29 protein-coding genes are annotated in these 25,661 nt (G+C 36.7%); 9 read left to right on the top strand and 20 right to left on the bottom strand.

The genetic code is table 11. From position 1 onward, the window contains the following. Window positions 1–23: 23 nt before the first annotated feature. Both sinI and ACNQGS_RS20155 read left to right on the top strand, forming a co-directional pair. Window positions 24–161, top strand: a complete 138-nt coding sequence (gene sinI / locus ACNQGS_RS20160; protein WP_491488922.1) for a DNA-binding anti-repressor SinI — start codon at window positions 24–26, stop codon at window positions 159–161. Between the two features lie 158 nt (window positions 162–319). Beyond that, the gene (locus ACNQGS_RS20155; protein WP_491488915.1) at window positions 320–442 is read left to right on the top strand and encodes an anti-repressor SinI family protein; all 123 of its coding nucleotides are present in this window, start codon (window positions 320–322) and stop codon (window positions 440–442) included. A gap of 137 nt (window positions 443–579) precedes the next feature. Here the strand turns inward: ACNQGS_RS20155 and ACNQGS_RS20150 are convergent, their stop codons facing one another. After that, a complete protein-coding gene (locus ACNQGS_RS20150; RefSeq protein ID WP_491488914.1) occupies window positions 580–1,011 on the bottom strand; it encodes a MerR family transcriptional regulator in 432 nt (143 codons plus the stop codon). Window positions 1,012–1,200: 189 nt separating this feature from the next. Here ACNQGS_RS20150 and ACNQGS_RS20145 point away from each other — a divergent pair, with 189 nt between their 5' ends. Next, window positions 1,201–1,371: an SPW repeat protein gene (locus tag ACNQGS_RS20145; protein ID WP_491488913.1), complete on the top strand. Its 171-nt coding sequence runs from the start codon at window positions 1,201–1,203 to the stop codon at window positions 1,369–1,371. Between the two features lie 147 nt (window positions 1,372–1,518). Beyond that, on the top strand, window positions 1,519–1,713 hold the full coding sequence (locus ACNQGS_RS20140) for a hypothetical protein (protein ID WP_491488911.1): 195 nt from the start codon (window positions 1,519–1,521) through the stop codon (window positions 1,711–1,713). 728 nt (window positions 1,714–2,441) lie between these two features. Here the strand turns inward: ACNQGS_RS20140 and ACNQGS_RS20135 are convergent. Further along, a complete protein-coding gene (locus ACNQGS_RS20135; RefSeq protein ID WP_491488910.1) occupies window positions 2,442–3,338 on the bottom strand; it encodes an alpha/beta fold hydrolase in 897 nt (298 codons plus the stop codon). A 608-nt stretch (window positions 3,339–3,946) separates the two neighbouring features. Here ACNQGS_RS20135 and ACNQGS_RS20130 point away from each other — a divergent pair. After that, window positions 3,947–4,486, top strand: coding sequence for a GNAT family N-acetyltransferase (locus tag ACNQGS_RS20130; protein WP_491488909.1), 540 nt, complete (start codon window positions 3,947–3,949; stop codon window positions 4,484–4,486). 118 nt (window positions 4,487–4,604) lie between these two features. On the opposite strand, the gene ACNQGS_RS20125 is transcribed toward ACNQGS_RS20130, so the two are convergent. The 4 genes from ACNQGS_RS20125 to ACNQGS_RS20110 all read right to left on the bottom strand — a co-directional run bounded on the left by ACNQGS_RS20125 (window position 4,605) and on the right by ACNQGS_RS20110 (window position 8,079). Next, a complete protein-coding gene (locus ACNQGS_RS20125) occupies window positions 4,605–5,507 on the bottom strand; it encodes an NAD(P)/FAD-dependent oxidoreductase (RefSeq protein WP_491488921.1) in 903 nt (300 codons plus the stop codon). Between the two features lie 367 nt (window positions 5,508–5,874). After that, entirely contained in the window at window positions 5,875–6,609 is a 735-nt protein-coding gene (locus tag ACNQGS_RS20120; protein WP_491488908.1) for a glucose 1-dehydrogenase, read from the bottom strand. 104 nt (window positions 6,610–6,713) lie between these two features. Then, window positions 6,714–7,160 carry a MarR family winged helix-turn-helix transcriptional regulator gene (locus ACNQGS_RS20115; RefSeq protein ID WP_491488907.1) on the bottom strand — a complete coding sequence of 149 codons (447 nt, stop codon included), beginning with the start codon at window positions 7,158–7,160 and terminating at the stop codon, window positions 6,714–6,716. Between the two features lie 349 nt (window positions 7,161–7,509). Continuing rightward, on the bottom strand, window positions 7,510–8,079 hold the full coding sequence (locus ACNQGS_RS20110; RefSeq protein ID WP_491488906.1) for a dihydrofolate reductase family protein: 570 nt from the start codon (window positions 8,077–8,079) through the stop codon (window positions 7,510–7,512). A 229-nt stretch (window positions 8,080–8,308) separates the two neighbouring features. Here ACNQGS_RS20110 and ACNQGS_RS20105 point away from each other — a divergent pair, with 229 nt between their 5' ends. After that, window positions 8,309–8,464 carry a hypothetical protein gene (locus ACNQGS_RS20105; protein ID WP_491488905.1) on the top strand — a complete coding sequence of 52 codons (156 nt, stop codon included), beginning with the start codon at window positions 8,309–8,311 and terminating at the stop codon, window positions 8,462–8,464. A gap of 174 nt (window positions 8,465–8,638) precedes the next feature. Here ACNQGS_RS20105 and ACNQGS_RS20100 read toward each other — a convergent pair whose 3' ends face one another. The 7 genes from ACNQGS_RS20100 to ACNQGS_RS20070 all read right to left on the bottom strand — a co-directional run bounded on the left by ACNQGS_RS20100 (window position 8,639) and on the right by ACNQGS_RS20070 (window position 14,779). Further along, window positions 8,639–8,875 (bottom strand): hypothetical protein, encoded by a 237-nt coding sequence (locus ACNQGS_RS20100; protein ID WP_491488904.1) that lies wholly within the window; start codon window positions 8,873–8,875, stop codon window positions 8,639–8,641. A gap of 242 nt (window positions 8,876–9,117) precedes the next feature. Next, window positions 9,118–10,035: a ribose ABC transporter substrate-binding protein RbsB gene (rbsB, locus tag ACNQGS_RS20095; RefSeq protein WP_491488903.1), complete on the bottom strand. Its 918-nt coding sequence runs from the start codon at window positions 10,033–10,035 to the stop codon at window positions 9,118–9,120. A 14-nt stretch (window positions 10,036–10,049) separates the two neighbouring features. Next, window positions 10,050–11,021 (bottom strand): ribose ABC transporter permease RbsC, encoded by a 972-nt coding sequence (rbsC, locus tag ACNQGS_RS20090; protein ID WP_464490096.1) that lies wholly within the window; start codon window positions 11,019–11,021, stop codon window positions 10,050–10,052. Window position 11,022: 1 nt separating this feature from the next. Next, entirely contained in the window at window positions 11,023–12,504 is a 1,482-nt protein-coding gene (locus tag ACNQGS_RS20085) for a sugar ABC transporter ATP-binding protein (RefSeq protein ID WP_491488902.1), read from the bottom strand. An 18-nt stretch (window positions 12,505–12,522) separates the two neighbouring features. After that, the gene (gene rbsD / locus ACNQGS_RS20080) at window positions 12,523–12,918 is read right to left on the bottom strand and encodes a D-ribose pyranase (protein WP_491488901.1); all 396 of its coding nucleotides are present in this window, start codon (window positions 12,916–12,918) and stop codon (window positions 12,523–12,525) included. Beyond that, window positions 12,919–13,797 carry a ribokinase gene (gene rbsK, locus ACNQGS_RS20075; protein ID WP_491488900.1) on the bottom strand — a complete coding sequence of 293 codons (879 nt, stop codon included), beginning with the start codon at window positions 13,795–13,797 and terminating at the stop codon, window positions 12,919–12,921. After that, entirely contained in the window at window positions 13,790–14,779 is a 990-nt protein-coding gene (locus ACNQGS_RS20070; RefSeq protein ID WP_491488899.1) for a LacI family DNA-binding transcriptional regulator, read from the bottom strand. Before ACNQGS_RS20070 ends, rbsK begins: the two co-directional genes overlap by 8 nt. Before the next feature lie 329 nt (window positions 14,780–15,108). On the opposite strand from ACNQGS_RS20070, the gene trmL reads away from it, so the two are divergent. Further along, window positions 15,109–15,579 (top strand): tRNA (uridine(34)/cytosine(34)/5-carboxymethylaminomethyluridine(34)-2'-O)-methyltransferase TrmL, encoded by a 471-nt coding sequence (gene trmL, locus ACNQGS_RS20065; RefSeq protein ID WP_464490101.1) that lies wholly within the window; start codon window positions 15,109–15,111, stop codon window positions 15,577–15,579. Window positions 15,580–15,696: 117 nt separating this feature from the next. Here the strand turns inward: trmL and ACNQGS_RS20060 are convergent, their stop codons facing one another. The 4 genes from ACNQGS_RS20060 to ACNQGS_RS20045 all read right to left on the bottom strand — a co-directional run bounded on the left by ACNQGS_RS20060 (window position 15,697) and on the right by ACNQGS_RS20045 (window position 20,055). After that, window positions 15,697–16,749 (bottom strand): acyl-CoA dehydrogenase family protein, encoded by a 1,053-nt coding sequence (locus ACNQGS_RS20060; RefSeq protein ID WP_491488898.1) that lies wholly within the window; start codon window positions 16,747–16,749, stop codon window positions 15,697–15,699. A gap of 69 nt (window positions 16,750–16,818) precedes the next feature. Further along, complete coding sequence (locus ACNQGS_RS20055) at window positions 16,819–18,297, bottom strand: aminotransferase class I/II-fold pyridoxal phosphate-dependent enzyme (RefSeq protein ID WP_491488920.1); 1,479 nt, start codon at window positions 18,295–18,297, stop codon at window positions 16,819–16,821. A 127-nt stretch (window positions 18,298–18,424) separates the two neighbouring features. Beyond that, the gene (locus ACNQGS_RS20050) at window positions 18,425–19,723 is read right to left on the bottom strand and encodes an aminotransferase class I/II-fold pyridoxal phosphate-dependent enzyme (protein ID WP_491488897.1); all 1,299 of its coding nucleotides are present in this window, start codon (window positions 19,721–19,723) and stop codon (window positions 18,425–18,427) included. 98 nt (window positions 19,724–19,821) lie between these two features. After that, window positions 19,822–20,055, bottom strand: coding sequence for a hypothetical protein (locus tag ACNQGS_RS20045; protein WP_491488896.1), 234 nt, complete (start codon window positions 20,053–20,055; stop codon window positions 19,822–19,824). A gap of 489 nt (window positions 20,056–20,544) precedes the next feature. On the opposite strand from ACNQGS_RS20045, the gene ACNQGS_RS20040 reads away from it, so the two are divergent. Further along, the gene (locus ACNQGS_RS20040) at window positions 20,545–21,741 is read left to right on the top strand and encodes a benzoate/H(+) symporter BenE family transporter (RefSeq protein ID WP_491488919.1); all 1,197 of its coding nucleotides are present in this window, start codon (window positions 20,545–20,547) and stop codon (window positions 21,739–21,741) included. Window positions 21,742–22,008: 267 nt separating this feature from the next. Here ACNQGS_RS20040 and ACNQGS_RS20035 read toward each other — a convergent pair whose 3' ends face one another. The 3 genes from ACNQGS_RS20035 to ACNQGS_RS20025 form a co-directional block, all read right to left on the bottom strand. Then, window positions 22,009–22,452 carry a YfmQ family protein gene (locus tag ACNQGS_RS20035; RefSeq protein WP_491488895.1) on the bottom strand — a complete coding sequence of 148 codons (444 nt, stop codon included), beginning with the start codon at window positions 22,450–22,452 and terminating at the stop codon, window positions 22,009–22,011. A gap of 99 nt (window positions 22,453–22,551) precedes the next feature. Next, window positions 22,552–23,982 carry a MocR-like pyridoxine biosynthesis transcription factor PdxR gene (gene pdxR / locus ACNQGS_RS20030; protein WP_464490107.1) on the bottom strand — a complete coding sequence of 477 codons (1,431 nt, stop codon included), beginning with the start codon at window positions 23,980–23,982 and terminating at the stop codon, window positions 22,552–22,554. A gap of 104 nt (window positions 23,983–24,086) precedes the next feature. Beyond that, on the bottom strand, window positions 24,087–24,281 hold the full coding sequence (locus tag ACNQGS_RS20025) for a hypothetical protein (protein ID WP_464490108.1): 195 nt from the start codon (window positions 24,279–24,281) through the stop codon (window positions 24,087–24,089). 379 nt (window positions 24,282–24,660) lie between these two features. On the opposite strand from ACNQGS_RS20025, the gene ACNQGS_RS20020 reads away from it, so the two are divergent. After that, window positions 24,661–25,644 carry an aromatic acid exporter family protein gene (locus ACNQGS_RS20020; protein ID WP_491488894.1) on the top strand — a complete coding sequence of 328 codons (984 nt, stop codon included), beginning with the start codon at window positions 24,661–24,663 and terminating at the stop codon, window positions 25,642–25,644. Window positions 25,645–25,661: the final 17 nt, after the last annotated feature.

Below are 25,661 nucleotides of genomic sequence, written 5' to 3'. Positions count from 1 at the left end.
TCACAATAAATGGAGGGTTAATTATGAAAAGAAACGAGTCCGATCTTCCTAAAGAATGGATTGAGTTAGTAAAAGAAGCAATGAAATCTAGTAATACAAAAGAAGATTTTAAGATTTTTTTAGAAAAAGAAAAAGAGAAAAGAAAAAACCAAAAATTTTAGTCAAGTTTATCGCGATTAAAAATTAAGATGCTGTCGAAATTTTTGGATTTTATACCATTTTTTACATACAACTTTTGTATTAATATTTTCTTATGAGACTTTAAAGCTTTATCAGTAAAAAGACTAATAGCTAAAACCAAAATTTTATAGGAGGTTTTATGGAAACAATACTCTCTGCTGAAGAAGAACTAGATAGTGAATGGGTAGACCTCATCTTTGAAGCTCTAAATTTTGGGATTACTGCAGATGAAATTAGACATTTTCTAAGAATTGTCCTCTGACCTGTAAATAAGGTCTTTTTTTTGCTTACATCGCACAATTTTTATTACCAAAACTATTTTAACTATTCCTTTTTCAATTAAACTCCCTTAGTTCAACTAAAAAGGATCACCTGCAAGTGATCCCGAATCCGTTAGTCTTATTTATTGTTCTTTAGTTCAATCAACGCTCGTGCACGTTCCCTAAGAGTAACAAGCTCCGTTTGAACACTATGTATTTTCCTAATCTTTTGTTCAATGATCTCGAGTTCGCCATCGAGGATCTTAATAATTTCAGTCAATTTTGCTTTTTGTTCTTTTGGGTCAGATACCTTTTTATATTCTTCTTTTTGACTTTCTAACATTTCCGTGAGTGATAGGAATTCCTGTAGTTCTTGTAACGTAAACCCTAGTACCTCTTTAGCGACTGTAATTCGCTTTAAGAATTTAATATGCTCCTGTTTATAAAGCCTTGTTCCTCCCCCGCTGCGTTCTGGGGAAGGTAAAATACCCAGCTCTTCATAATACCTAATAGTCCGTTTACTCAAACCAGTCTGATTTGCTACTTCATCAATTTTCAGTAACTCATCCATCAAAAACTGACCTCCTGAACTGTTAAACACTATTATAAATAAATTTTACGTTAACGTCCAATATAATTTAACTAATTTTTCCATATTCCCAAACTAAATAAATGTAAATCCGCGTGAATATTTATTATTGAAAGTCATATATTTTAATGACATTGACGTCAACGTCAAATATTAATGGAGGTGTTGATTGTGTGGCAACTTTGGCTTACAGGTTTGATTGGTATCTGGCTCATCATATCTCCTTGGGTGTATGGTTTCTCCAGTAATGCAGGGGCAATGTGGAATAGTGTTATTTTTGGAATCATCGTCTTCATTCTTGCAATTTGGGTAGGTACGGGTCAGAAAAACAATAAATCCTAGAGGAAGTATAATCGGACAACAATAGCGGGGAATAACCGGAATTCCCCGCTGTTGTGAAATAAAGTTTAAAGAGGATACATTGTACGGTGTGCAATAGAGATAAGATTCATGTAGAAAATATTTCAATTGATCAGAGGAGCGGGCGTTATGGACTTCACCATCCGCAAAATATGTACAAAGATCATTACAGGTGCTCCAAGTGATGTCGAGGACCAGGCTAATGATTTTTTGAGTAAACTTGACCTATTGAATTACGTAGATGTTAAAGTGGCAAATTCGGACAATGGAACCATTTCCGTAGTAATAGTATACAAGGAAGTGCGAAAACTTAATCATACTTAGCTGGCGGGTCGATATATGATGATATCGGTGGCTGCAAAAGAAAAGGTGTAGATTCTGGGAAGAAATGAGCAAACTTAAAAACAGCCGTTAATTTATAAAAGACCAAAAAATACAATTTGATATGTTGTGTGTAAAGTAGTTCCTAGCGTTTAATTTCTCAAGGTTAGGTTTCATAAAGGAGGGTGCCGCCCGAAATTAATAATAGGTTAATAGCCAGATAAAAATATAGCGATATCATGATTAAAGCTAGCTCCCCTTTGTTATGGGAAGTTGGCTTTAATTCCTTAAGTGACGATATACAAATTAAGCTTTTCCCCTTCGCGAGGGATAAGCATTTTTTCCTCTTAATAATAAGAGTGTATTCTCCCAGTCTATCAATATCCGAAGCACGAGAACCGTCCCCATGCTTCGTAAACGCAAGTAAACGATTGAATTTGCCTTAGGCTAACTCCGTAATTTACCCATCTATGTCCAGTCCAGCGATATCCTGATACGGAGTTTCGTCCAATAAATGTCGGTCGAATAGTAATCAAGTTGGAATGGATATACAGATGAATACGCCTCTTGAATATATGGAATGTTATAGTACAGATTGAAATGACTAGGATACATAAAATGCACTCCCCTTTAACTTATTTTCATATCATCCTATTCATTGGGTATCCACCTATAAACTTATCTTAATAAAATAGTGCACTTTAAAACCATATAATTATCATTTAACAATTTTAGCCAATGTTGTTAGATTTCATAAAAAATCTCTTAACTGCCTCATTGACAATTTCATGCTGTTCAATTGACAAGCCATGCCCCGCATTTGGGATCATTTGAGTCGTAAGATTTGGTAGGAGTCCTTTAGCTCTTTCAAGCATTTTGGTTGGGTTATAGATGGTTTCGTGTTCTCCGACAAGTAAGAGTGTCTCAACGGTTAGTTTTTGTAGCTCTTCATCTACAAATACAGAAGGAACAACACGTATGCATGGCACACAGTTCATACCGGATACAATAAATTGACGGAACAGAGTCTCCGCTCGTTCGTCCGGTTGAAAAACTGGACTTACAAACCATTTTATTTCTTTCATAATACGAGTCTCTGATGGGAACGCAATCGCCGGATAGATTTTGAAGAAAAACTTTGGAGTTATTTTGTACATTCCAGAAGCCGGCGCAAGCAGCACTAACCTTTCAACCTTCTCTGGATGATGAATAGCAAAATTCGTACAAAGCCAGCCCCCCATCGAATGTCCCATAAAAATAGCTTTGGACAGACTCAGCCCCGACAAAACATCTTCTAACCAGTTTACAGTATCCTGACGATTTTTAATGATTTCTGTCACATTTCCTTTGCCCACGTCCCCAATCGTATCCAATGCATAAACCCGGTATTTCTCAGCAAGCATTTCGATATTCGGATACCACATTGTTGCACTAAAGGTCATTCCATGAATTAAAATCAGTGGCTCTGCATCCACAGGCCCTGCCGCCACAATATGTGTTTCTCCAAAACGAGTAGGAATCATCAATTCCTCATATGGAACAGGCCACAGCTTTAACGCCTCGTCATACGCAGCGATAAAGGCATCCTTATCCCCTTTTTTCCTAAAAATTGATATATTTTTTGACATGCGGCACCACCTAGAACAATAGTTAATTTATCTTGACTATTCTTGTTTACAAATATCTATTTAAAATAAATTCTCTAATCTCCTACTTTATTCCTGCTTTCACTAATCTGACCTCATGGCTAAATAACAGAACATGGAGTTAAGTTAAATATGATCCAAATGAGGGGGTACTTCTGTATGCAACGGATTAAATTAATGTTATTCCATTTTTTAAAACAACCTTTATGGTTTAAGATGTCAATCAGCATAACTTTTCTCATATCTGTTGTTTTTAGCAGTTCTTTCTTTTCTGATCATCACTATTTTCAAAGTCTTTCAAAATTATCTGCCAGTATCTTCTTTTGTGCGTTTGGTATAAATATGAAAAGTAATATAAAAATTTCTATCCTTTTCTTCAGTTTGGCTATTGTTTGTATAATTTTAAGTGTCATCTCAATAATTTAGTTAGTTTTAAGTCATATACGCATACAAAAATTTATTACCAAGCTTTATTCATTTTTACATACTTTCTCTTGGTACAAACTTCATCTTCTTAAACATCTATAACAATAAAAATCTAACAATGATATAATAAATTCACACAATTCTTGTAATGGAGAGAAAAAACTATGCTAAAGACCCAGAATATATATGTAAGATTACTAACATTAAATGACGCTAATGATGTTCTTCAGTTTGAAATTGATAATCAAGAATTTTTTCAAACCTATACAATGAAACGCCCTTCTGATTATTACACGATAGATTTTCAAACAGACCTCATAAATCAAAAAATAGAAAAGGCAAAAAATGATAATGAATACAATTTTGGGATTTTTAAAACTGATACCGACGAACTTATTGGAACGATTGGACTCTATCGCATTTTACGTGATCCTTTACAGAGTGCCATAATCGGCTACAGTTTAAGTAAGAATCATAATGGTAAAGGTTATGCAACAGAGGCCGTAAAACTTGTATTAGACTATGCATTTAATACCCTTAAATTACATAGAATTGAAGCTGGTGTTATGCCACATAATATTGGTTCAATTAGAGTGTTAGAAAAGGCGGGGTTTGAAAAAGAAGGCATTTCTAAGAGCAATGTTAAAATAAATGGTAAATGGGAAGACCATCAGGTATTAGCCATAATAAATCCTAAAGAATAAAAAATTAATCCACTCCAATGGAATTAGTGGATTTTTCTATTTAGATATTAAATAATATTTTTAATAAAAGCACAAATCATCTAATTGAACTTTCCTGTTCACGCTGAAATCATATGATTTAATTAAAATCCTCTTCAGTTAAGTCTGTATTCACACCAATAGCGGCTCTACTGCCCTGGGCGGCGGCAATAATCACTTGTGAAGGTGCGATAACCGACGTATCACCTGCAGCATAAACACCTTCAATATTTGTCCTGCCGAACTCATCAGTTCTAATTCCGCCAAGCTGGTTTAGTTCGCATCCTAAAGATATTCCAAAAGGCGATGCCTGAATCCATTCGGGTGTCACAAATCCACCATCCCTCTTTTCTATCTTATCATCCTCCAAAATGACAGCTTCTAGAAATCCATTTTCACCAACGAGTGTTTTGATATTTTGTTCAAATACCTTTATTCCTTTTCTTTGAAGCACTTCTTTTTGCTGGGAGGTTAAAACTTTGTGTCCATTGGTACATACGATTAAATCTTTGCTCCAATTATAAACAATTTTAACCATATGGAAAGCAGATGGTAGTTCTGATATCACGATAAGCGGACGGTCTTTCAACTCCCATCCATCACAATAAGGACAATTAAAAAGGCTTTTTCCGTAATAATCCATTAGGTGTTCCACGGACGGATGGATTTCCTTTAAACCAGTCGCTAATAGAACTTTCTTCGTTTCAATACATTTCCCGTCTTCTGTTACGAGTTCAAATAACATTCCCTTTTTTTCAACGTTAGTAATTTTTTCATTTTTAATCGTAACAGAAGGATATTTGGCTATGTCTTGGTGAGCCATTTCTCGAAATTCCCTTGGTTTAATTCCATCTCTGGTTATAAAGCCATGTGACTCGTGGGTCACCGCATTTCTCGGAGAATTATGATCGAATAATGCCACATTCCTTCTTGCCCTGCCTAATACAAGTGCAGCGTTTAAACCAGCTGGTCCCCCGCCGACAATTACACAATCAAACATAATATACACTCCTTTTAATTATGTGGACAGTTAATTATTTGTCTATCCTCTTCATCTACTCCCATATTGTACTCAGCTTGAAGATGTGGAAAGCCGCATTCTTTTTGGAGATGACCGCTGAATTTCGTGGATCCTCCGCAGGGTTATTTTTTGATTCTGTATCAGGTTTTGTAAAATGAATGGGTTCCTCTATTCGCAGAACAAAATATAAAAGGTCACAGTTCATGAATAAAAAGAATTTATTGCTTATCACCAAAGTAAAAAGGCTAGAATCCTTGATACATCAGGAATTCTAGCCTAAATTAGTTTATTTCATTTCTTCACAATCTTACCTTTGAAGCACGAGAACCGTCCCCATGCTTCATTACCGTTACATTGCAGTTATTCCGCCATCCACGATAAATTCTGCGCCAGTTGAGTAGCTTGATTCATCAGAAGCTAAGTAAAGAACAAGGTTGGTTACTTCTTCTGGCTGTGCAACTCGTTTTAAAGGAATATGTTTTGCGAATTCCTCTACCGCTGCTTTTGTGTCTTCCTGCACGACCATAGGAGTTGCAATCACACCTGGATGTACAGAATTGACACGGATACCATAGTGTGAACATTCCATCGCTGCTGCTTTTGTCATGCCGCGAACAGCGAATTTTGTATCTGTATAGCCGACAGCACCGCCAACAATACCATTGATGGAAGATATGTTCACAATAGAGCCACCACCAGCTTTTTGCATGGATGGAATAACTGTTTTCATGCCTAAGAATACAGATACTTGATTGATATCCACGATGCGACGGTATTCTTCTTCTGTAGTTTCTAGTATTGATTTCGCCATTGTAATACCAGCGTTGTTTACTAAGATATTGACTGGTCCAAATTTTTCTTCTGCCTTAGCAACAACGTTGGCCCAATCTTCAGCACTCGTCACATTTTGTTTTAAAAACAATGCATTTTCACCTAATTCACTTGCGAACTGGCTGCCTTTTTCTTCATTTAGATCAGTTAAAACAACTTTTGCTCCTTCTTCAACAAAGCGTCTAGCGTGAGCTGCACCCATACCTTGTGCAGCACCAGTGATAATTGCAACTTTTCCTTTTAAACGAGCCATAGAGATTCTCCTCTTCCATTACTATATTTTTGCTTCGCATATTTATTTGTCTAGTTGATAATACTTTTAGGGCTTCTGATAGCCCTTAAATAGACGATATGAGACTAAAATGATAACTTTTTATTACTTGAAATGTTAGCTAATAATTTTTTTTGAATTTCAATGTAGTTTGAAAGTTCTTCCTCAGAAAGAATACTAAATAATTCGTTATGAATTTTTTCTCCAATCGCTTCAGCTTCTTGTAAAGCATTTATTCCTTTATCTGTGATTTTGAGATAGACCGTCCTTCGATCACTTATATCGTAAGTTCTTTCTATCAATTCAAGCTTAACAAGTTTTTCTGCCATATTCGTGATCGTACTTTTCGAATATCCTAATGCTTCGGTTAAATCAATTTGTTTTAAAGGTCCCCTGGCTTCTATTTCGGCTAAAACAACAATTGTTGATATACCAATTGAGTAAGAAAATTCGTTTGTAAATCGAACAATATTTTCATTGGTTATTTGTGAAATCATATGTGTTAGATTGAAAATATTATTATGACTGTCCATTTAAAACTCCTTCTAGCTAACGTATTTGGATCAACCCCCATCTACCCATGAAAGTTTGACCTGTATTTTATTTTGAATCTGGAAGCCAATGATACATAAACATTTAAATGTTTATCTGTGAACATTATAAATTCTAAATGTTTATATGTAAACTATATTTTATCGTAACATGTAACTTTGTGTCGAATAAGGATTGATGGTTGATTAACAAAGCTCCTTCAACTCCGGTACCTTTGAATGAGTTATCGTGGCAATAAAACCGTCCACGTGAGTTTACCAGCTAGAACACAGCTTTGTTAGCAATCGTGCTCCACAAAGATTTGTTCAGCTGGTAAGTATTTCAATATGATTAATTCTTATTCAAATGATAGATAAGTTGTACAACGCCAGAGGAGAACGTTCTTGTATCAACCAGTTTTAAATTCATCCTCTGTTTAATATCAATAAACAACGGTTTTCCTTCTCCCAAAATAACCGGGTGAACCGATAATCTAAATTCATCAACAAGCCCTAAATTGATAAAAGTCGTAATAAGACTTGCCCCTCCATATAACCAGATGTCTTTGCCGGGCTTATTCTTTAATTTATTGACTTCTTCTTGAATATGATCGTTGATGAAGATGGCTTTATTATCAGTACCTTTTTGCGTTCTGGAAAACACGTATTTCTCTTTGCTATGAACTAACTCCCAAATTTCTTTATCGGCATCAGAATCTTCAATACCTGGAGTAAATTGTCCCCATAAATCGTAGCTTTTTCTTCCATACAGAATCGTATCAATTTGATGTAAGAAATCAATAAACCCCATCTCAGAATCCATGATGCACCAATCAATTTCCCCATTTTTTCCTTCAATAAAACCATCTAACGTAACGGCTAAATCTAATAGTATTTTTCTTGATCCTGTGGTATTGGACATCCGTTCTTCCTCCCTTTAAAATGGCAGCCTACTAATGTGTATTTTGATATTAACAGATAATGGACTTGAACTAAACCGTCTCTTTGTATCCCCGGCAGCCTTAATTTGAGCCAGATTAATTCATTCTTTGTAATGATAGTAATGAAAACTTAAAACAACGATGACAAGCTTTGCAGCATAGAGATAAAAAAAACAAGAAATTAACTTTTAATTGAAGGAGGTTTTTATGGTGAGTATTTTAGCGAAAATCACCTGTAAATTAAAAGGTCATGTTTATGAAGAAAACAATAAGAGACCTGATGGATGGGGATATATAGCAACTTGGTTTGTATGTAACCGATGTGGCGAGGAAAAAGTAGTCACGGAGCGAGAGGATGAAGTTTAATGCTGGCGATGCCTGGTTATTGCTCATGACTTTATCTTATTTTTTCTCATTTGGTTTCCGTTATTTGTAAAAAGCCGAAGATAGGTAAGAACTTGCCTATCTTTCGGCCGACTGATAATTGGTATTTAAGGACTTAAATAATTCATTACCGCTGAGAAATAAAACTTGGCAAAATTAACTAAGCTTTTTTCGCTGTTTATATAAATAAACCCTTTCCGAAAAAAGACTAATAACCAAACCGAAAATGATTGGCAGCAATGAACCAGTTGCCATAAAAAAACCATTTGCGTTATTTGTATATTCGTAATGAAACATGAACATAGGAATAGTAAACACATAACCAATTAAGTAAAGGAAGGCAGTTGTTAAAACGAACGGCCCAAAAGTTATGATGAAACTCTTTAAATTCATTCCCATCACCTCTACAGAATATATTAGCAAACTTTTCCATTTCCTACATTATACATTTATTCAAAATTGCATATTTTTGTCTGTATGTACAGAAAATCCCTTCTTGATAATCGTTTCTTGACAACACTATTATGCCAAATTGGTGGTCTCAAACCGTCCCCAAGATTTCTAGCATTCATTGAAGCACGAGAACCGTCCCCATGCTTCAAAGGCACGGGAACCGCCCCGTGCCTTAATTTTGCTTATTCTTTTACGACTAGCTTGAGTGGAGCTGGGATGTTTTTAGGAACTTTCTTTCCTTTGAGTACGTCTATGCCGGCATCGATTGCAAGCTTTCCGATTAAATCGGGCTGCTGCGCAACGGTCGCTTCCATTTTTCCTGCTTTGATTGCATTTAGGGCGTCGTCGTTACCGTCAAAGCCAATGACCATGATGTCTTTACCAGAACTATTGATCGCTTCAATAGCACCGAGTGCCATTTCATCATTATGAGCAAAGACTGCCTTAATATCAGGGTTTGCTTGAAGCAGGTTTTCCATAACGGTTAATCCCTTGGTACGGTCGAAGTCAGCAGATTGTTTTGCTGTTACTTTTAATTTCTGATCCGCAATATTATGGAAACCTTTTCCTCTTTCACGTGTTGCAGACGCACCTGGCACACCTTCAAGTTCAGCTACTTGAACATTTTCCCCTAGTTTCTTGACAATATAGTCTGCGGCCATTTCTCCGCCCTTTATATTATCGGAAGCTACTAATGTGGCAACCTTCCCTTTTTCTGCCGAACGGTCGAGCGTAACCACCGGAATTCCGATCGTGTTAGCAGATTGAACCGCGGTGGAGATCGCTGCAGAATCAGTTGGATTAATTAGCAATAGATCTACACCCTGCTGAATTAGATCCTCAACATCATTGATTTGTTTAGCAGAGTCATTCTGCGCATCGACTACTTTTACTTGTACGCCTAATGCCTTTACCTCTTTTTGAACACCATCTCTTAATGAAACGAAGAATGGGTTATTTAAGGTTGAAACAGATAAACCAATCTTAATATCTTTTAAATCCGATTTTTTTGCCGGCTTTGCCCATTCAGGAGGCTGCATGGAACAGGCGCCCAGTAACAATAGTGACAGTGATATAAGTAATACAGCTAATTTTTTCATGAAAAATCCGCTCCTTATGCTGATTTCTTCCGGTCAAGTAAGACAGCGATGGCAATAACAATCCCTTTTACTACCATTTGATAGAAAGAAGATACACCTAAAAGATTCAAGCCGTTGTTTAACGTACCAATGATTAAGGCACCAATCAGCGTTCCAAAAATTCTTCCCTTACCACCGGATAAGCTTGTCCCGCCTAATACAACCGCCGCAATGGCGTCCAGTTCATAAGATGTACCTGCTGTTGGCTGTGCGGAATTCAACCGTGATGTTAAAATCGCCCCTGCCAGTGCAGACAGTAAACCAGTCAGACCGTAAATCATCACTTTAACATTGGACACTTTAATACCTGAAATAATAGCCGCCTTTTCATTGCCGCCAATCGCATATGTTTTTCGTCCAAATGGTGTTTTATGAAGAATAATATACAATATTACAAACATGATAATCATCGTTACAGCTGGAACAGGTATTCCCATGAAATATCCTCGGCCAAATAACTGGAATAAATAATTATCGCCAAGCCCTGTGATTGGATTCCCTTTTGTATAAACAAGTGTTAACCCTCTAAAAACAGTCATCGTTGCCAAGGTGGCAATGAATGGGGCCATTTTTCCTTTTGTAATCAAGAGACCGTTCACGATTCCCATGATGCCGCCAAGTAAACAGCCGATAATAATCGCTAAGATTGGGTCAAGACCAGAGACAATCATTCCTGCCGTTAAAGCACTTCCTAGCGCAAGAATCGACCCTACGGACAAATCAATGCCCCCTGTTAAAATAACAAATGTCATCCCAAAAGCAATCAGCGCATTAATCGCGACTTGGCGCAATAAATTTAATATATTTAAAGGTTCTAAGAAACTTGGGTTTAGTACTGAAACAATCACAAATAAGATAATAAGTCCGAGCAGCGGCCCAAGCTTTTGTGTTACCGTATTCAAAAATTTCCCCTTGCCGGCTTTAGCAGTTTCATTGATTGCGTTCATCTCATTGACCTCCCGTTGCCAATGTCATAATTTTTTCCTGAGTTGCTTCATCTTTTTTCAATTCATCAGTAATTTTTCCTTCATGAACAACGAGGATTCGGTCGCTCATTCCCAACACTTCCGGTAACTCTGATGAAACCATAATGATTGCTACCCCGCGGTCCGTCAGTTCATTCATTAGCTGATAGATTTCTCTTTTCGCCCCGACATCTACCCCTCTTGTCGGTTCATCTAGGATTAGCACTTTCGGACTAATGCCAATCCACTTGGCGATGACCACTTTTTGTTGATTTCCCCCTGACAAATTCCCAACGGCAAGTTCTGCAGATTCCGTTTTGACTGTCAGTCGTTTGATCAGCATATTTACAAAATCTTTTTCGCTAGTTTCATTAATAATGCCTTTAGGCGCAAAACTGTATAAAGATGGCAAAACGATATTATCCTTTATGGAAAAATCCAAAATCAAGCCTTCATCTTTTCGGTCTTCTGTAATAAAACCAATTCCAGCCTTTACGGCCTGGTCAGGTTTTTTGATGACGATTTTCTCACCGTTCAGCCAAATCTCGCCGCTGTCAAATGGATCTAGTCCAAAGATGGCCCGCATAATTTCCGTTCTTCCAGCTCCCATTAGACCGGAAACACCAACAATTTCTCCGGAACGAACTGAAAAATTCACATTCTGGAATACTCCGCGCTTTGTTAATCCTTTTACTTCTAGGATGGTTTCGCCCGGCTTCGAATTCCGTTTAGGGAATCTGTCCGTTAATTCCCGGCCTACCATTTTCTTTACAACCTCATCAAAATTCGTATCGCGAATGACCTTGGTATCCACCGTCTTGCCATCTCTCATGACGGTAATCCGGTCACAGATAGCAAATATTTCTTCCATCCGGTGTGAAATATATACAATCGATACCCCTTCCTTTTTCAAGGAAGAAATGATTTCAAAAAGTTTAGTGATCTCTCTTTCGGTCAATGCAGCAGTTGGCTCGTCCATGATAATAACCTTGGCATCGGTCATCAAGGCCTTAGCAATTTCAATCATCTGCTGTTCCCCAACAGAGCAGCTACCAGCCTCTTGATCTAAAGGAATCGTAACCATCAACCGGTCAAACTGTTTCTTGGCAAGCGCCTTCATATCCTTCGTTCTCAGCAGTCCAAGAGGACTCTTCAGTTCTTTCCCGATAAATAAATTTTCTAATACGGTCATATCCGGCCAAATGTTTAATTCCTGGTGGATAAAGGTGATCCCGTTTTGCTCGGCTTCTTTCGGATTTTTAAAATAGGTCTCTTTTCCATCAATCATGATGGTGCCTTCGTCACGAGAATGAAGCCCTGTCAGGACATTCATCATCGTTGATTTGCCAGCCCCATTTTCCCCCATTAAGGCGTGGACTTCTCCATCCAGCAGTTCAAAATTTACTCCTGTTAACACTTGATTGGACCCAAAGGCTTTATGGATGTTCTGCATCGAAACTCGCATTTTTTTCACCTCATTCTTTTAAAAAAACACACCTGATTGTAAAATACAGTTTGCATATGGCGTAATTTCACCTGTGCGAATGACGGCCTTCGCCTTTTTCGTTAGCTGCTTAAAATCCTCGTGTGTAACCCGTTCCACATCAATTTCGGTAAATTTGTTTGTTAAATATTTTTCTGTTTGCGGATTGCCCGCTTCTATTTCAGAAGCAATAATACACTTTTCAATGACCATATCGTCTGCAACTGCATCCAACACCTCTTGAAAGGAAGGCGTACCAGGTTTAAGTGCTAAATCAATTCTAGCCACTCCTTCTGGAATCGGTAATCCTACATCCGCGATAACAATAAAATCGGTATGGCCAAGGTCAGTTAATACTTTGGTAATATGGCTGTTTAAAATTCCATGGCGTTTCATTTACATACTCTCCTCTACTTCTTCACGTGTTGGCATCCCGCCCTGTGCACCAAACTTTGTAACCGATAGTGATGCCGCACGATTGGCAAATCGAATACTTTCTTCAAAGCCTTTTCCCTCTGCAAGGGCAACAGCAAATGCAGCGTTAAAGGTATCTCCTGCACCTGTTGTATCAACAACCCCAACCGGATACGAAGGAACAAGGACCTCCGTTTTGCCATTATGGAAGCGTACACCGTTTTTTCCTTCAGTGATAAATACTTTGTTTGGATATTCTAATAGCGCCTCATGCAAATCTTTATGGCCAAAAAGGACTGATGCTTCATGCTCATTCGGTGTAATATAGGCTGCCTTTTCGATGACTTCCTTGCGAATTGGGCGTGCCGGCGCAGGGTTTAATAATAGCCGCACCCCGAATTCATGGCATTTTCCGCTGACGTATTCCACTGTTTCTTCAGGGATTTCCTGCTGAATAAGGACAATATCAGATTCGCGGATGACATCCAGGGCCTTTTCGACAAATTCAGGTGTTACATAATCATTTGCACCCTTTACCACAATGATGCTGTTATCACCTTCTGCTAGGGTAATGTGGGCAGTTCCGCTCTCCATATCTGTAACCGGTTCCACATAATTGGTTAACACATGATTTTTCTTAAAATTTTCAAGGATTGCTTTTCCGAATGCGTCGTCCCCGATACACCCGACCATATATACCTTTGCACCCAATCTGGCGGCGGCAACGGCTTGGTTGGCTCCTTTTCCCCCAGGAACCGTTTTAAACGATTCTCCTAAAATAGTTTCTCCTTTACCCGGTCTTTTGGGGGCCGTCACTACTAAGTCCATCGATGAACTTCCGATTACGGTTATTTTAGCCATTCTCCTCAACCTTTCTAGTCGTTTGCCTGTCAATAAAGGTAACGGGCAATTGAATATTTTTTTGCTCAATGAGCTCATTATTAATAATTGCAATTAATAGTTTTGCTGCTTCTTTTCCCATATCATACGCCGGCTGCCGAATGGTCGACAACGGCGGGAACAGCAAGCTGCTAAGCGGGATATCATCATAGCCGATAATTTGCAGTTCACCTGGAATGGAAATGCCTCTTCTTAACGCTTCATGCAAAATGGCAGCAGCACCAAGATCATTACCGGCAATCACACCGTCTGTTTCAGGAAATTTATCAAATAGTTCCTGCGCTGTTTTTTCAGCATCAGTAAAAGTAAACGATGCGGTGGTCATGACATTAAAATTGACATTGGAATTGCATAGCTCATCGATTGCCCCTTTAAATCGATCCTGAGCTGTCTTCAATTCCATAGGCCCTTTAAGCAGAGTGATCCGCTTACTCCCCCTTTTAACGATTTCTTGTGCCGCCATTTTTCCACCGGTCAATCCATCTGCATAAACAGAGGGATGTTGACTGGAAGTCCGGTCAAGAAATACAACTGGGAAGCCAAGACTCTCATAGTAGCTTGTTTCAGTTTGATTGGTTGCTGCGATGAGACCGATTACATTATTTTGTTTAAATGTATGGATATAATCAAGTTCTTTTGCTGGGTTCTCATCCGCATTTCCAATGATCAGCCGAAAACCGTGCTCCTGCATCGTGTCTTCAACCCCACGTGCTAACTCAGGAAAAAATGGATTTCGAATATCCGGAAGCAATAAACCGATTAACCTTGATTTTTTCTTATATAACGACCTTGCCACTTCATTTGGCTTATAATTTAATTCCTGAATCGCTTTATTGATTAGTTTCCTAGTATCTTCATGAACATATCCCTTATCATTTAAAGCTCTGGAAACTGTCGCTACAGATACTCCAGCTTTTTTGGCAACATCCCGTATTGTAGCCATTTAGTTTCACCTCTTATGTGTAACCGATTACACATAAAGATTAACACATCATATTTTATTATGCAACAAGAATAATGTCGAAATGTCTCGATTTTTTGTTTGGCATATTTATATTAAGGATATGATTTAAACCAAATAGTCCTATCATCATCACTGTTTTTTATATACAACAAGCTTGATTAGTGCAACATGCGACCAAAAGACTCTATATGGCTACATGTCGCGAAGCGACCGTATTATTGAACCCTTGTCCCCTTTATCGTAAGTACATATCCTCCCATTCTTTATGCTATAATTTGGAGGGAAAATAAAGACAGAGGTGACCATTCTTGGCAATACATGTTGTCCTATATCAACCAGAAATACCGTCAAATACGGCAAATATTGCACGTACTTGTGCCGCAACGGATACAGCCTTACATTTAATCCGGCCACTTGGTTTTTCAACAGATGAAAAAATGATAAAACAAGCAGGTTTAGATTTCTGGCAGTCTGTTAACATAACGTACTATGACTCATTGGATGACTTTTTTTCAAAAAATCAAGGTGAGTTTTACTATATTGAAACGTTTGGTGAAAAAGCACATTCATCCTTTGATTTCAGTGATGTTTCAAAGGAACATTATTTTATGTTTGGAAAAGAAACAACGGGTTTACCAAAAGATTTACTAAGAACACATAAAGATCACTTTCTGAGGATTCCAATGAATGATCATGTTCGTTCACTGAACCTTTCGAATACAGCTGCGATATTGGTGTATGAGGCTTTGCGTCAGCAGGGATTTCCTAAATTGCATTAAAAAAATCTTCCTTATTTGGAAGATTTTTTCGATTAACTAAACAGAAAGTAAACTGCGTGTATTTGTCACCACCCTATTCCATACTGGGTCATATACATTATTTTACTATTTATCTAACTAATTTAATGATCCTAATTGCTTGATTGTTGGACTAAGATTTACTAAAAAGTAAGCTTCTCTCAGCCTTCTAAATGGTTCACTCCCTTGTAAATAAGCTTGACCACCGGAATAGAGCATGTCGGCATGGACCACTTTCAAGGTCAATTTAGCTATTTCTAAGCGTGTTAACAATATTTCCTTCCAAATAAGTGATAGATCTAAGTTATCTGCATGTTTATATGCTTTTTCGCGAATGCACTGTAGCTCTTCAATCAATTCCTTTGGCTGCGGTTCTAAATGTTGATTAACTTCAACATCCCTGGAATAACTCTTTTCAATAGATTTAAGAGAAGCATAAGATACTCCTATTCCCAGAGGAATTTGGTAGAGTGCTAATGTTGGTCGTACTTTTTGTATAAATGAGTCTGCTTCTTCGGTGATAATCCAATTATCTAGAACGTACACATTATGAAAGGAACAAGAGTAAGTAGCACTACCATTTATACCAACAAAATTTGTTTTACTTTCTAACGCTAAACCTTCAATTTTTACAGGTATAATAGACATTATTCTCTGGTGGTGATTTAGAGATGCTAGGATAACAAACCAGTGATCGTCCTTCAAATTTGAAACGCTAGGTAAACTGCCATTTATAATAAATCCCCCATCAACTCTTTCGGCTTTAAGTCTGATAGGTTCCAGCCCAGCATAAAATTTTAATGCATTGGACAAACCAGTCCCTACCAGTTTATCTCCTGATTCTAATAATGGTAACAAATTGTTATTAATAAAAGGATTGGTGCTCAATCTCACAGACGCTAGACCGGCTAAATGACACCATAATGTAAAAGCTGTTGTCATGCAATACTTCGCCGTTTCTTCAATTAAATACATCTCTCTATAGCTGACATGTTCCTTCAGTAAACCGTTTAATTGGAAAAAACCAGCTTTACCAACCTCATTCAGAAATTCTTTCGGAAAATATGCATTTTCATCTATTTGTCTAATAAATGGTTTTAGATATTCATTAATGATTTGTTTTAAAACTACCTCATCTTTATTTGTGATCACATTTGCACCCCTTACACTGATAGGATATTTCTATTTACTCCACTCGATGCTCTCTTGCTTCTCTTTTTATTAACTATTAAATGGTATATATTCTTTGATAACTCGAAGTGTGTTTAATTGTTCATCCTCTGCACCTTGAACAGGAAGACCGGCTTCGATATTTTTTCTGGTATATACTAAATTATCTTCCGTTATAATTTCACCCGGTATAAAAATTGGAATTCCAGGTGGGTAAACCATTACAAACTCTGCAATGATTCTTCCAACAGACTGTTCAAATGGAATCACTTCTGTTTCAGCGTAAAAAGCATCCCGTGGTGTTAAAGCCAACGAAGGAATTTCAGGTAACAAGACCGAACTGCTTATATTCATGTCCGCTTGAACTTTATATTCCTGTGACAATAAAGTTAATGCTTTTATAAGTGTGTGTAAATCTTCCTGAGTATCTCCAGGAGTTACAATACAAAGGATGTTGTACAGATCGGACAATTCGACTTCAATATTAAATCGATTTCGCAGCCATTTTTCAACATCATATCCTGTAATTCCTAACTCTTTTACAGATATTAAAAGCTTGGTAGGATCCATCGCGACAGCTGCACTTGATTCGAGAATTTCACGCCCCATACAATAAAGATGAGGAATTTCATTAATTTTCGAACGTGTTTCTTCTGCTTTTCGAATCGTGTCCGTAAGCAGTGCTTGTCCTTCTGTAGCTAATGATTTTCTGGCAACATCTAATGACGCTAATAATAAATAAGAAGTCGAAGTTGTCGTTAACATACTCAAAACCGCTTGCACCCGTTTCGGTGAAACAAGATTTCCCCGTAAATTTAGAATGGAGCTCTGAGTAAGGGAACTGCCTAATTTGTGCACACTAGTTGCAGCCATGTCAGCCCCTGCCTCCATGGCAGATAACGGCAGTTCCTTATGGAAATGAATATGCGCTCCATGGGCTTCATCTACAAGAACCGGAATGTTTCTAGAATGTGCAATGTTGACAATTCTTCCTAAATCCCCAGAGATTCCATAATAGGTTGGATTGATAACAAGAACAGCTTTTGTATCCGGGTGTAAAACTAATGCACTGTCAATGGAATCTGGTGTAATCCCATGAGAGACACCAAACTTGGAATCTACTTCCGGATGAATAAAAATAGGAACTGCACCTGAAAAAACGATCGCACTCATGATTGATTTGTGAACGTTTCGCGGTACAAGAATTTTATCACCCGGTGCGCAAACAGACATAATCATGGTCATTATGGCCCCGCTCGTACCCTGAACAGAGAAAAAGGTATAATCCGCACCGAATGCTTTTGCAGCCAACTCTTGTGACTGTTTGATGATTCCTTTTGGAAGATGTAAGTCATCAAGAGGTCCAATGTTGATTAAATCGATTGAAAGTGCATTTTCTCCAATAAATTCTCTAAACTCAGGATCCATTCCATTCCCTTTTTTATGCCCGGGAATATGGAATTGGATTGGATTTTTTTCTGCATGATTTTTTAAAGCCGTAAATAACGGAGTTTCAAATTGGTTTACCAATTCTTTTCTCACCCTTTCTCATCTTGCAAAGTAAAGTGAATCATAGTTGTAATAGATGATGAAAGTGTTCTCTTGAAACATACTTTCCTAACCCATCAAGTATTTTTGTATCAATAGACTTTACTTTTTACTCCCTTATTAATAGTTCATTTATTCCTGTATAGATCAATTCAAAAAGTTCTTCTAAATCCTCTTCTTCAACACAAGAAAAAGCGATTCTTAAGTCAGTTGCGTTAATGGCTATAGTACCTACTCCATATTCGTCCAACAAATGAAGTCTCAACTTTTCAGCATCAACATTTAATAGCTTCAAACACATAAAATATCCAGAGTTAAATGGATAAAATCTCCAAACTCTCTTGTACCTTTCCTGGCTGACAATCTCTTTTACCTTTGTTGCTCTTTTATTCATGACTTCAAACTTTTCACGTTTTTCTATTTCAAATTCTTTAGATTGCAATGAATGTAAAACAATTGTCTGAGATAGGTGGGAACTACTAGAAATCGTCCCACGGATTAGACCTTTTGTTTTCTGTTCCAATATTTCTAAAATTTCTGGACTTTCAGCGGCAAAGGTGATAAATCCAACTCTTAGGCCCCACACATAATTTTCTTTTGTTGCCCCATCTACCTTTATAGGCAATATTTTGGGATGCAGTCCAGCTAATCTCCCAAATAAAGATTCTTTTACCGAGTTTTCGTAGAAAAGCCCGAAATAGGCATCATCAAGAATAACAGCTACTTTAATACCCGATTCTGCCGCTTCCTTAACCACTGAAATAATTCCGTTAACTTCCTCTTCTCCAGGGGTATATCCTGTAGGGTTATTCGGAAAGTTCAGGATAACAATTGCCTTACCTGCATCCTGTTGTACCATTAAACATTCTCTGAACGCAGAAACATTGAATTTTTCGTATTCGTCAAAAAGCTTAAATGTCTTAAGAAGGCCTCCCCTTCGAACATGAAAAATAGTTTGATAGTTTCCCCAATATTTATCCGGCAGGATAATGGTGTCATTCTCATCAACAAATAGGTCCGCTGCAAGACTCAAACCATGGGTCAAGGCATTGGTTACATTAGGTAGTCCAAAACTTTTATCCTCTAGGGATGGATTTTCCCGCAGTAATTTCTCCTTCCAACCCAAACGCAATTCTAATTTTCCGGAAGGCGGGGCGTACGGATAAATATCCTCTGGGGAATAACCTTGTAATGATTCCTGTATATGTTCAAAATGCATTGGCATATTCTTTTCAGTAGCAATTCCTATTGTTGCATTAAAACGAGTAGCCTTTTTGCTTGCTTCAGCACTTTGACTTAAGATACCTTTTGGATAGTATAGCTTCTTGCCCAAATTAGATAATAAATCATATATATTTGAATTATATTTAATTGAATCATCATTTAGCTTCTTGGCGAGTTCGTTCATTTTATCTCTCCTCCTTAAAGTTAACTAACCTTAATTTTAAAGTATGGAACTAAGTACTTCTTTTAATATTGTATTCTCTTCGCACCGTTTGTAATAATTTAATTCTCAGGGGACAGTTCTAGACAGGATGCGATCGCCTTCTTTAACTCAATGGCATGTGCATCCGGATAACGATTAAGCTCTGTAAGACTACCAGAGATTGCTTTAATGGTTTTAGGTGATGGTCCGAGAGGGTTCTCATTAGATGCTAGTTTTATTACCCTTTTTAACCCTAATTCTTTTTCCACTTCCCATAATGGTTTACCTGGTATATAAGGCTTTATGTTATCCAATGCCTTACGATTTTTTATTTGACCTGATCTCGTTCATAACCTATCCCCACAATCAATTTAGTATTGAATTTATCAACATTTGAATAATTAAATAGACTGGGTGAGTTTCTATTATTGAAAATCAAATGGTAAAGATGAATTTTTGTGAACACATTCACACAATAACCGATAATATTAATAGAACCTGTTGTTTCTTCAAATACACAATTCAATAATAAAGGAATTAAAAATTTTTTAATCATCCACTTATACTCTTTTTTAACCATCCATTTCTAAAAAAAGATAGATTCATTCCTGATATAGGAACTTTTTGTAATAATGCAAATGGATGGTAATAAAAACTGATGATTGGATGATGTAAAAAGTGATAACCCTTTATAAAATTAGATTAGTATACAATGGGTCTACTTGTGCAGAATGCCAAAAGGTTAATATTGTATAAGCCAAAAGAGGGGAAAACACAGATTATATATGGAATAGGGGGAATCTATTATCTTTAAAGACTTAAACCATAAAAATATTTCGGCAGGTATGGTTGCGGGAATATTCGTCATAACAGGTCCGACTGCTCTTATATTGGAAGCATCTTCAAACGGAAACTTCAATACAACACAGTCGATTTTATGGATATTTGCAGTCTACGTTTTTGGCGGGTTATTCGGAATTATTCTTCCTTTGTATAGTAAGATACCAATTGTTGGAGGCCATACACTTACAGGTGTAGCATTTTTAGCAACGATGACATCTCACTTTACCTTTCATGAATTAATTGGGGCATATTTAATTTCAGCATTACTAATGGTCACCATTGGATTTCTTGGTTTTTTCTCAAAATTTATTAAGTTAGTGCCTAAAGAAATTATTTCTGCAATGCTGGCAGGAATGATAACCCACTATATGGTGAATTTTATTGTTTCCATAAACACCCTATTTATTGTTGGATTGATTTCTTTAATCACCTTTTTAATTTTTTTGAGATGGAAACTTAAGTTGCCACCCGTTATTTCCGCAATTATTATCGGCTTTATTGTTTTGAACCTGTTCTATCCATTGAATAGCATTGAAGGTACTTCAGCAGCGTTTATGCCTAGTATTCAGTTTCCTGACTTTAACACATCTAGTTTCCTTTCGATCGCTATCCCTCTAACTCTTTTAATTCTAAGTAATGATATTGCGGTTGCTATTGGTGCATTGGAACAAAATGATTATCGGGCTCCTATAAATAAAATTATCTCCTTTAGCGGGCTATTTTCATTAATAACTTGCTTTTTTGGAGGTCAATCTGCAAATATCGCAGGTATGGCAACGGCAATCTGTTCAGATAAGGAAGCAGGACCAAAGGAAAAAAGATATATGGGGGCTGTAATAGCTGGTGTTCTGCTTTTAGTTTACGGATTATTCTCCTGGAAATTGGTTCCATTTATTCAAACCTTGCCGAAAGAGTTTATTTCCATAATTGTTGGATTTTCTTTACTAAATGTGTTCGGAAATAGTTTATATCAGGCTTTCTCGAAGCATTCAATAAAAACTAGCACTGTATTTGCCTTTATTATTAGTTTATCCGGCACTACAATTCTAAGTATCAGCGCACCGGTTTGGTCCTTACTTATAGGTACATTCATTGCTCGATATATAGAAAATATTACAGAAGAAAAAGGCGAAAAAAGTGTAAACAAAACAGCATAAGTATGAACTGTGTATTAATAAAGACCACCAAAAACTAAATTAAATCCCATTTCCTAGGACCACAACATTTTAGTTCTGTATAAAATGTTGTGGTCCGATTTGTTTTCTATAAACCACTTCACAATCAGTCGTCACCAATATAAAAGAGCTACCTCAGTAGCCCTTTTATAAAGTATTAAAAAATGAATTAAAGACCGTTTTCCACAATAAATAACGGTTTTTGGTAGCGACATACAATTGATTTAAAGAAATATTAATCCGTTTCTTTTATGCATCTATACTATTTGAAATAGTAAACTTTTGGAGATGCTCAGAACTAAGACTATAGGAAGCAACTTTCTTCTTCCATTGCTTTACAACATCAACGCGATCATTGTAACAATATAAGAAGAGATTTACCTCTTTTTTCTTCCTTTTTACGTTTATAATAATCGGAATAACATTAGTCTCTGGATGTAGAAACAATTTCTCATTGCCTGGAAATATTGGATATTTTTTTAAAAAGTTAGCCTCATTAAAATAATTAGTCAAACTAATTTTTTCCACCTCTTCTAGGTACTTTCCATTAAAACTTATAGTAATATTTTTTGAATCAAGTTGTGGATGTAGTGCAAATTTGCTTACAACCCAACCTACAACTGCACTTGGGGGACTCATTAATAATTTGAAAGTTACACCAATCACTATAATAACAGCAGCCGTCCATGTCATTTCATATCAACTCCTTGATAAATATCTGGTTTACCTCAAGTACTTATTTTAAGAATTAATAGATTAAGAATCTTAAAATTTTCAACAAAGTAGTAGTTATTAAAGGAATTTAAGCGCAGCTGCAAACCTTTTGATTCCTTCATGTATGGATTCTTCATCTTCCCTTGCAAAAGTAAAACGAACAAATCCCTTTTTAGATCCCATTGTTGAACCTGGGACAAAAATGACTCCTCTTTTGATTGATTCCTCAAGCAATTGCATTTCATTACAGTCTTTTTTCACCCTGCACCATAGATGAATTCCTCCTTGTGGGATGAAATATTCCACTTGATCCCCTAAAAAATAATTTAGGCTGGTAACAATTTGATTCCTTCGATTCTCTAATTCCTTTACCAATCCTTTGATATGTGAATTGAAATTTTCCGATTCTAGAAAATCATTGGCAATCCATTGAGTATAACTTGCATGCCCGAAATCAATTTGTTGTTTCGCATCGGATAATCTTTCAATAACCGGTCTTGGTCCAATAATCCAGCCAATTCTTAACCCAGAAGCGATGATTTTTGATAAAGAGCTAATATATAATACATTTCCGTGGATATCCATCGATTTTAATGTTGAGACTTCTTCTCCTGTAAAAGAAGTTAAACTATATGGATCATCCTCGACAACGGGAATCCCGTATTCAGAAGATATTTCTAAAATAGCTTTCCTCTTAGTTTCACTAAGCAGAGTCCCTGTCGGGTTTTGATAAGCCGGATTCAAAAATATCATTCTGATTCGGTGTTTTTTATATAATGTCAGCAAATCATCCGGTTCAATACCATCCTTGCCTACTGGTAAATAATACGGTTTAATTCCTGCTGATTTAAATATAGGAAGATTGTAATTGTAAGAGGGATCCTCTAAAGCAACAGCATCTCCTGGTTTTAACAGACATTGAACTACCAAGTGCAACGCTTGTTGTGCTCCAGATGTAATTAAAATAGATGAAGGATTTGTTTCAATTTTACGAAACTGCTTGACATGCTTTGTAATGGTACCCCTTAATACCTCGTTCCCCTGTGGATGATCGTATCCTAAGCTTCCAATAAATGATCTAGTTGAGGTAATCTCCCGTAAGAATTTCAAAGGAAAAAGATCTTCCGACAGTTCCCCGCTTGCAAGATTGATCAACTTATGTTCTACTGCTTCTTTTCGAATCCTTTGTATTACAGGTTGATTTGGTAAAAACGAGCCTGCCTCGACATACCTGTTCCAGCTCGGTATACGCTTCTTGGTAATACCCCAAATATCTTTACTTATTGTCGTCCCGCTTCCCCTATTTCTTTGAATGAGTCCATTTGACTCCAATTCGTCATATGCAGCAACCACTGTACTTCTATTTACATTAAGTTCCTTAGCTAATTTTCTTTCGGAAGGTAGTGGTTTATCCGGAGGAAAAGTACCATCCGCAATTCCATTTTCGATAAATTCTGCAAGCTGCTTATAGATAGCTTTTTTGGCGTTACGGTCTGGTTTCCAATCCATATTCAACATTCCTTATTAAGTGATTATTCGTGGTCTTATTATTCTTTTTTTGGAAAAATATCCCATTATAAATGCCTATCATCATACGACAATAGGCATTTTTATTAGGTAAAAAACACAATAAATATTCCAAGAGCAATTAAAATTAATGGAATAGAAATCGCATAAATTAAGGTCAAATTTGTTGTGTTTCTTTTTGTCGAGCTACTATAATTTTCGTCAGCCTTTCCAGCAATAAATAATGTGGAAATAATTGCGATTAGGATGACAACAATTACCAAGGTAATTAATATCTTCATATAACACCTCTTATGAAATAAAATATAGATATATTAATGATTGTGGTTGGACCACTAAAGTCTTATTTTATTTGTCTAATTATTAGTAATATCACTTTTAAAATTATAATATATGGAGTTTGTTTAGAGACCCTCCAATTATCCATAAATTCTACCATCCACTTTATCGAAATCATAATTACATTTAAAACTAAACTTCCACTGGTGATTTTTAAACAGTTAGTTTAATCAATAAAAGTTTTAATAAATCCAGGTTTGGTTTTCTAAAAGATAAAAAAGGCTGTATAATACAAAAGTTAAGTTGAAATTTTATGACCTATTTTGTTTACTGGATGTTTCTCCGTTTATATAAAACTATAAGAATAAATGAGGTTAGGGTATGGGAAGATATAAAATCGGTTATCGTACGTTAAAGACAGCCATTGGCACGGCTGCAGCGATCATCATTGCTCAATTTTTCGGCTTGAATTTTTTTGCTTCTGCCGGCATCATAACGATTTTATGTATACAAAACTCCAAGAAAAAATCCCTCAAAACTGCGTATGCCCGTTTTGTTGCTTGTATACTTGGCATCGGCTTTTCCTTTATATTCTTTGAAGGGATCTCCTACCATCCACTGGTCATTGGCTTATTACTATTACTCTTCATACCGGTTACTGTTCTTTTCAAGGTCTCGGAAGGTGTGGTAACTAGTTCTGTCATCATTCTCCATATCTACTCAGGGCACCAAATGACGGCGGGAATCGTTCTAAACGAGGTCTATCTTATTGTGATTGGCATCGGAACTGCCCTGCTGGTCAACTTGTATATGCCTAGTCTAGATTCTAAGCTAAAGCAGTATCAAGTAGAAATCGAGAAAAACTTCCGCAAAATCTTTGAGGAAATGGTTTCCTATTTACGGACAAATGAAAGCCGTTGGATGGGGAATGAAATTACGGAGACGGCCGGCTTGCTGGAAGAAGCTAAAAGTTTGGCGTTTAGAAATGTAGAAAATCATTTTTTACGTTCAGAAAATTACTATTATCATTATTTTCAAATACGTGAAAAACAATTTGAAATTATTGAGCGGGTTTTACCAATCGTGACATCCATTGAGCCGTTAGTCAAACAAAGGTATATGATTGCAGATTTTCTTGAAGTAGTAAGCAGTTCCATTCACCCAGGGAACACGGCACAGCAGTTGTTAATTCGCTTATATGAATTACAAGACCAATTTAAGAATGAACCTCTCCCGGAAACCAGGGAGGAATTTGAGGCCAGGGCTCAATTATTTCAATTGATAAAAGAGATGGAGCAATATCTACTGATAAAGAAAGCTTTAAAAGTGGAATCGAAGGATTTCCAACCACTTCTTAACCGCTAAATAAAAACGTATATGAA

The organism is Neobacillus sp. PVCKKU3 (assembly GCF_058323225.1).
Note: the sequence above shows the minus strand (reverse complement) of the source record. Positions and strands in the feature narration are given on the sequence as shown.

Coding starts and splice junctions, on each gene's coding strand:
- sinI (WP_491488922.1), top strand. CDS start 24: ATGAAAAGAAACGAGTCCGATCTTCCTAAAGAATGGATTGAGTTAGTA.
- ACNQGS_RS20155 (WP_491488915.1), top strand. CDS start 320: ATGGAAACAATACTCTCTGCTGAAGAAGAACTAGATAGTGAATGGGTA.
- ACNQGS_RS20150 (WP_491488914.1), bottom strand. CDS start 1,011: ATGGATGAGTTACTGAAAATTGATGAAGTAGCAAATCAGACTGGTTTG.
- ACNQGS_RS20140 (WP_491488911.1), top strand. CDS start 1,519: ATGGACTTCACCATCCGCAAAATATGTACAAAGATCATTACAGGTGCT.
- ACNQGS_RS20135 (WP_491488910.1), bottom strand. CDS start 3,338: ATGTCAAAAAATATATCAATTTTTAGGAAAAAAGGGGATAAGGATGCC.
- ACNQGS_RS20130 (WP_491488909.1), top strand. CDS start 3,947: ATGCTAAAGACCCAGAATATATATGTAAGATTACTAACATTAAATGAC.
- ACNQGS_RS20120 (WP_491488908.1), bottom strand. CDS start 6,609: ATGGCTCGTTTAAAAGGAAAAGTTGCAATTATCACTGGTGCTGCACAA.
- ACNQGS_RS20115 (WP_491488907.1), bottom strand. CDS start 7,160: ATGGACAGTCATAATAATATTTTCAATCTAACACATATGATTTCACAA.
- ACNQGS_RS20110 (WP_491488906.1), bottom strand. CDS start 8,079: ATGTCCAATACCACAGGATCAAGAAAAATACTATTAGATTTAGCCGTT.
- ACNQGS_RS20100 (WP_491488904.1), bottom strand. CDS start 8,875: ATGAATTTAAAGAGTTTCATCATAACTTTTGGGCCGTTCGTTTTAACA.
- rbsB (WP_491488903.1), bottom strand. CDS start 10,035: ATGAAAAAATTAGCTGTATTACTTATATCACTGTCACTATTGTTACTG.
- rbsC (WP_464490096.1), bottom strand. CDS start 11,021: ATGAACGCAATCAATGAAACTGCTAAAGCCGGCAAGGGGAAATTTTTG.
- ACNQGS_RS20085 (WP_491488902.1), bottom strand. CDS start 12,504: ATGCGAGTTTCGATGCAGAACATCCATAAAGCCTTTGGGTCCAATCAA.
- rbsD (WP_491488901.1), bottom strand. CDS start 12,918: ATGAAACGCCATGGAATTTTAAACAGCCATATTACCAAAGTATTAACT.
- rbsK (WP_491488900.1), bottom strand. CDS start 13,797: ATGGCTAAAATAACCGTAATCGGAAGTTCATCGATGGACTTAGTAGTG.
- ACNQGS_RS20070 (WP_491488899.1), bottom strand. CDS start 14,779: ATGGCTACAATACGGGATGTTGCCAAAAAAGCTGGAGTATCTGTAGCG.
- ACNQGS_RS20050 (WP_491488897.1), bottom strand. CDS start 19,723: ATGAACGAACTCGCCAAGAAGCTAAATGATGATTCAATTAAATATAAT.
- ACNQGS_RS20035 (WP_491488895.1), bottom strand. CDS start 22,452: ATGACATGGACGGCTGCTGTTATTATAGTGATTGGTGTAACTTTCAAA.
- pdxR (WP_464490107.1), bottom strand. CDS start 23,982: ATGGATTGGAAACCAGACCGTAACGCCAAAAAAGCTATCTATAAGCAG.
- ACNQGS_RS20025 (WP_464490108.1), bottom strand. CDS start 24,281: ATGAAGATATTAATTACCTTGGTAATTGTTGTCATCCTAATCGCAATT.
- ACNQGS_RS20020 (WP_491488894.1), top strand. CDS start 24,661: ATGGGAAGATATAAAATCGGTTATCGTACGTTAAAGACAGCCATTGGC.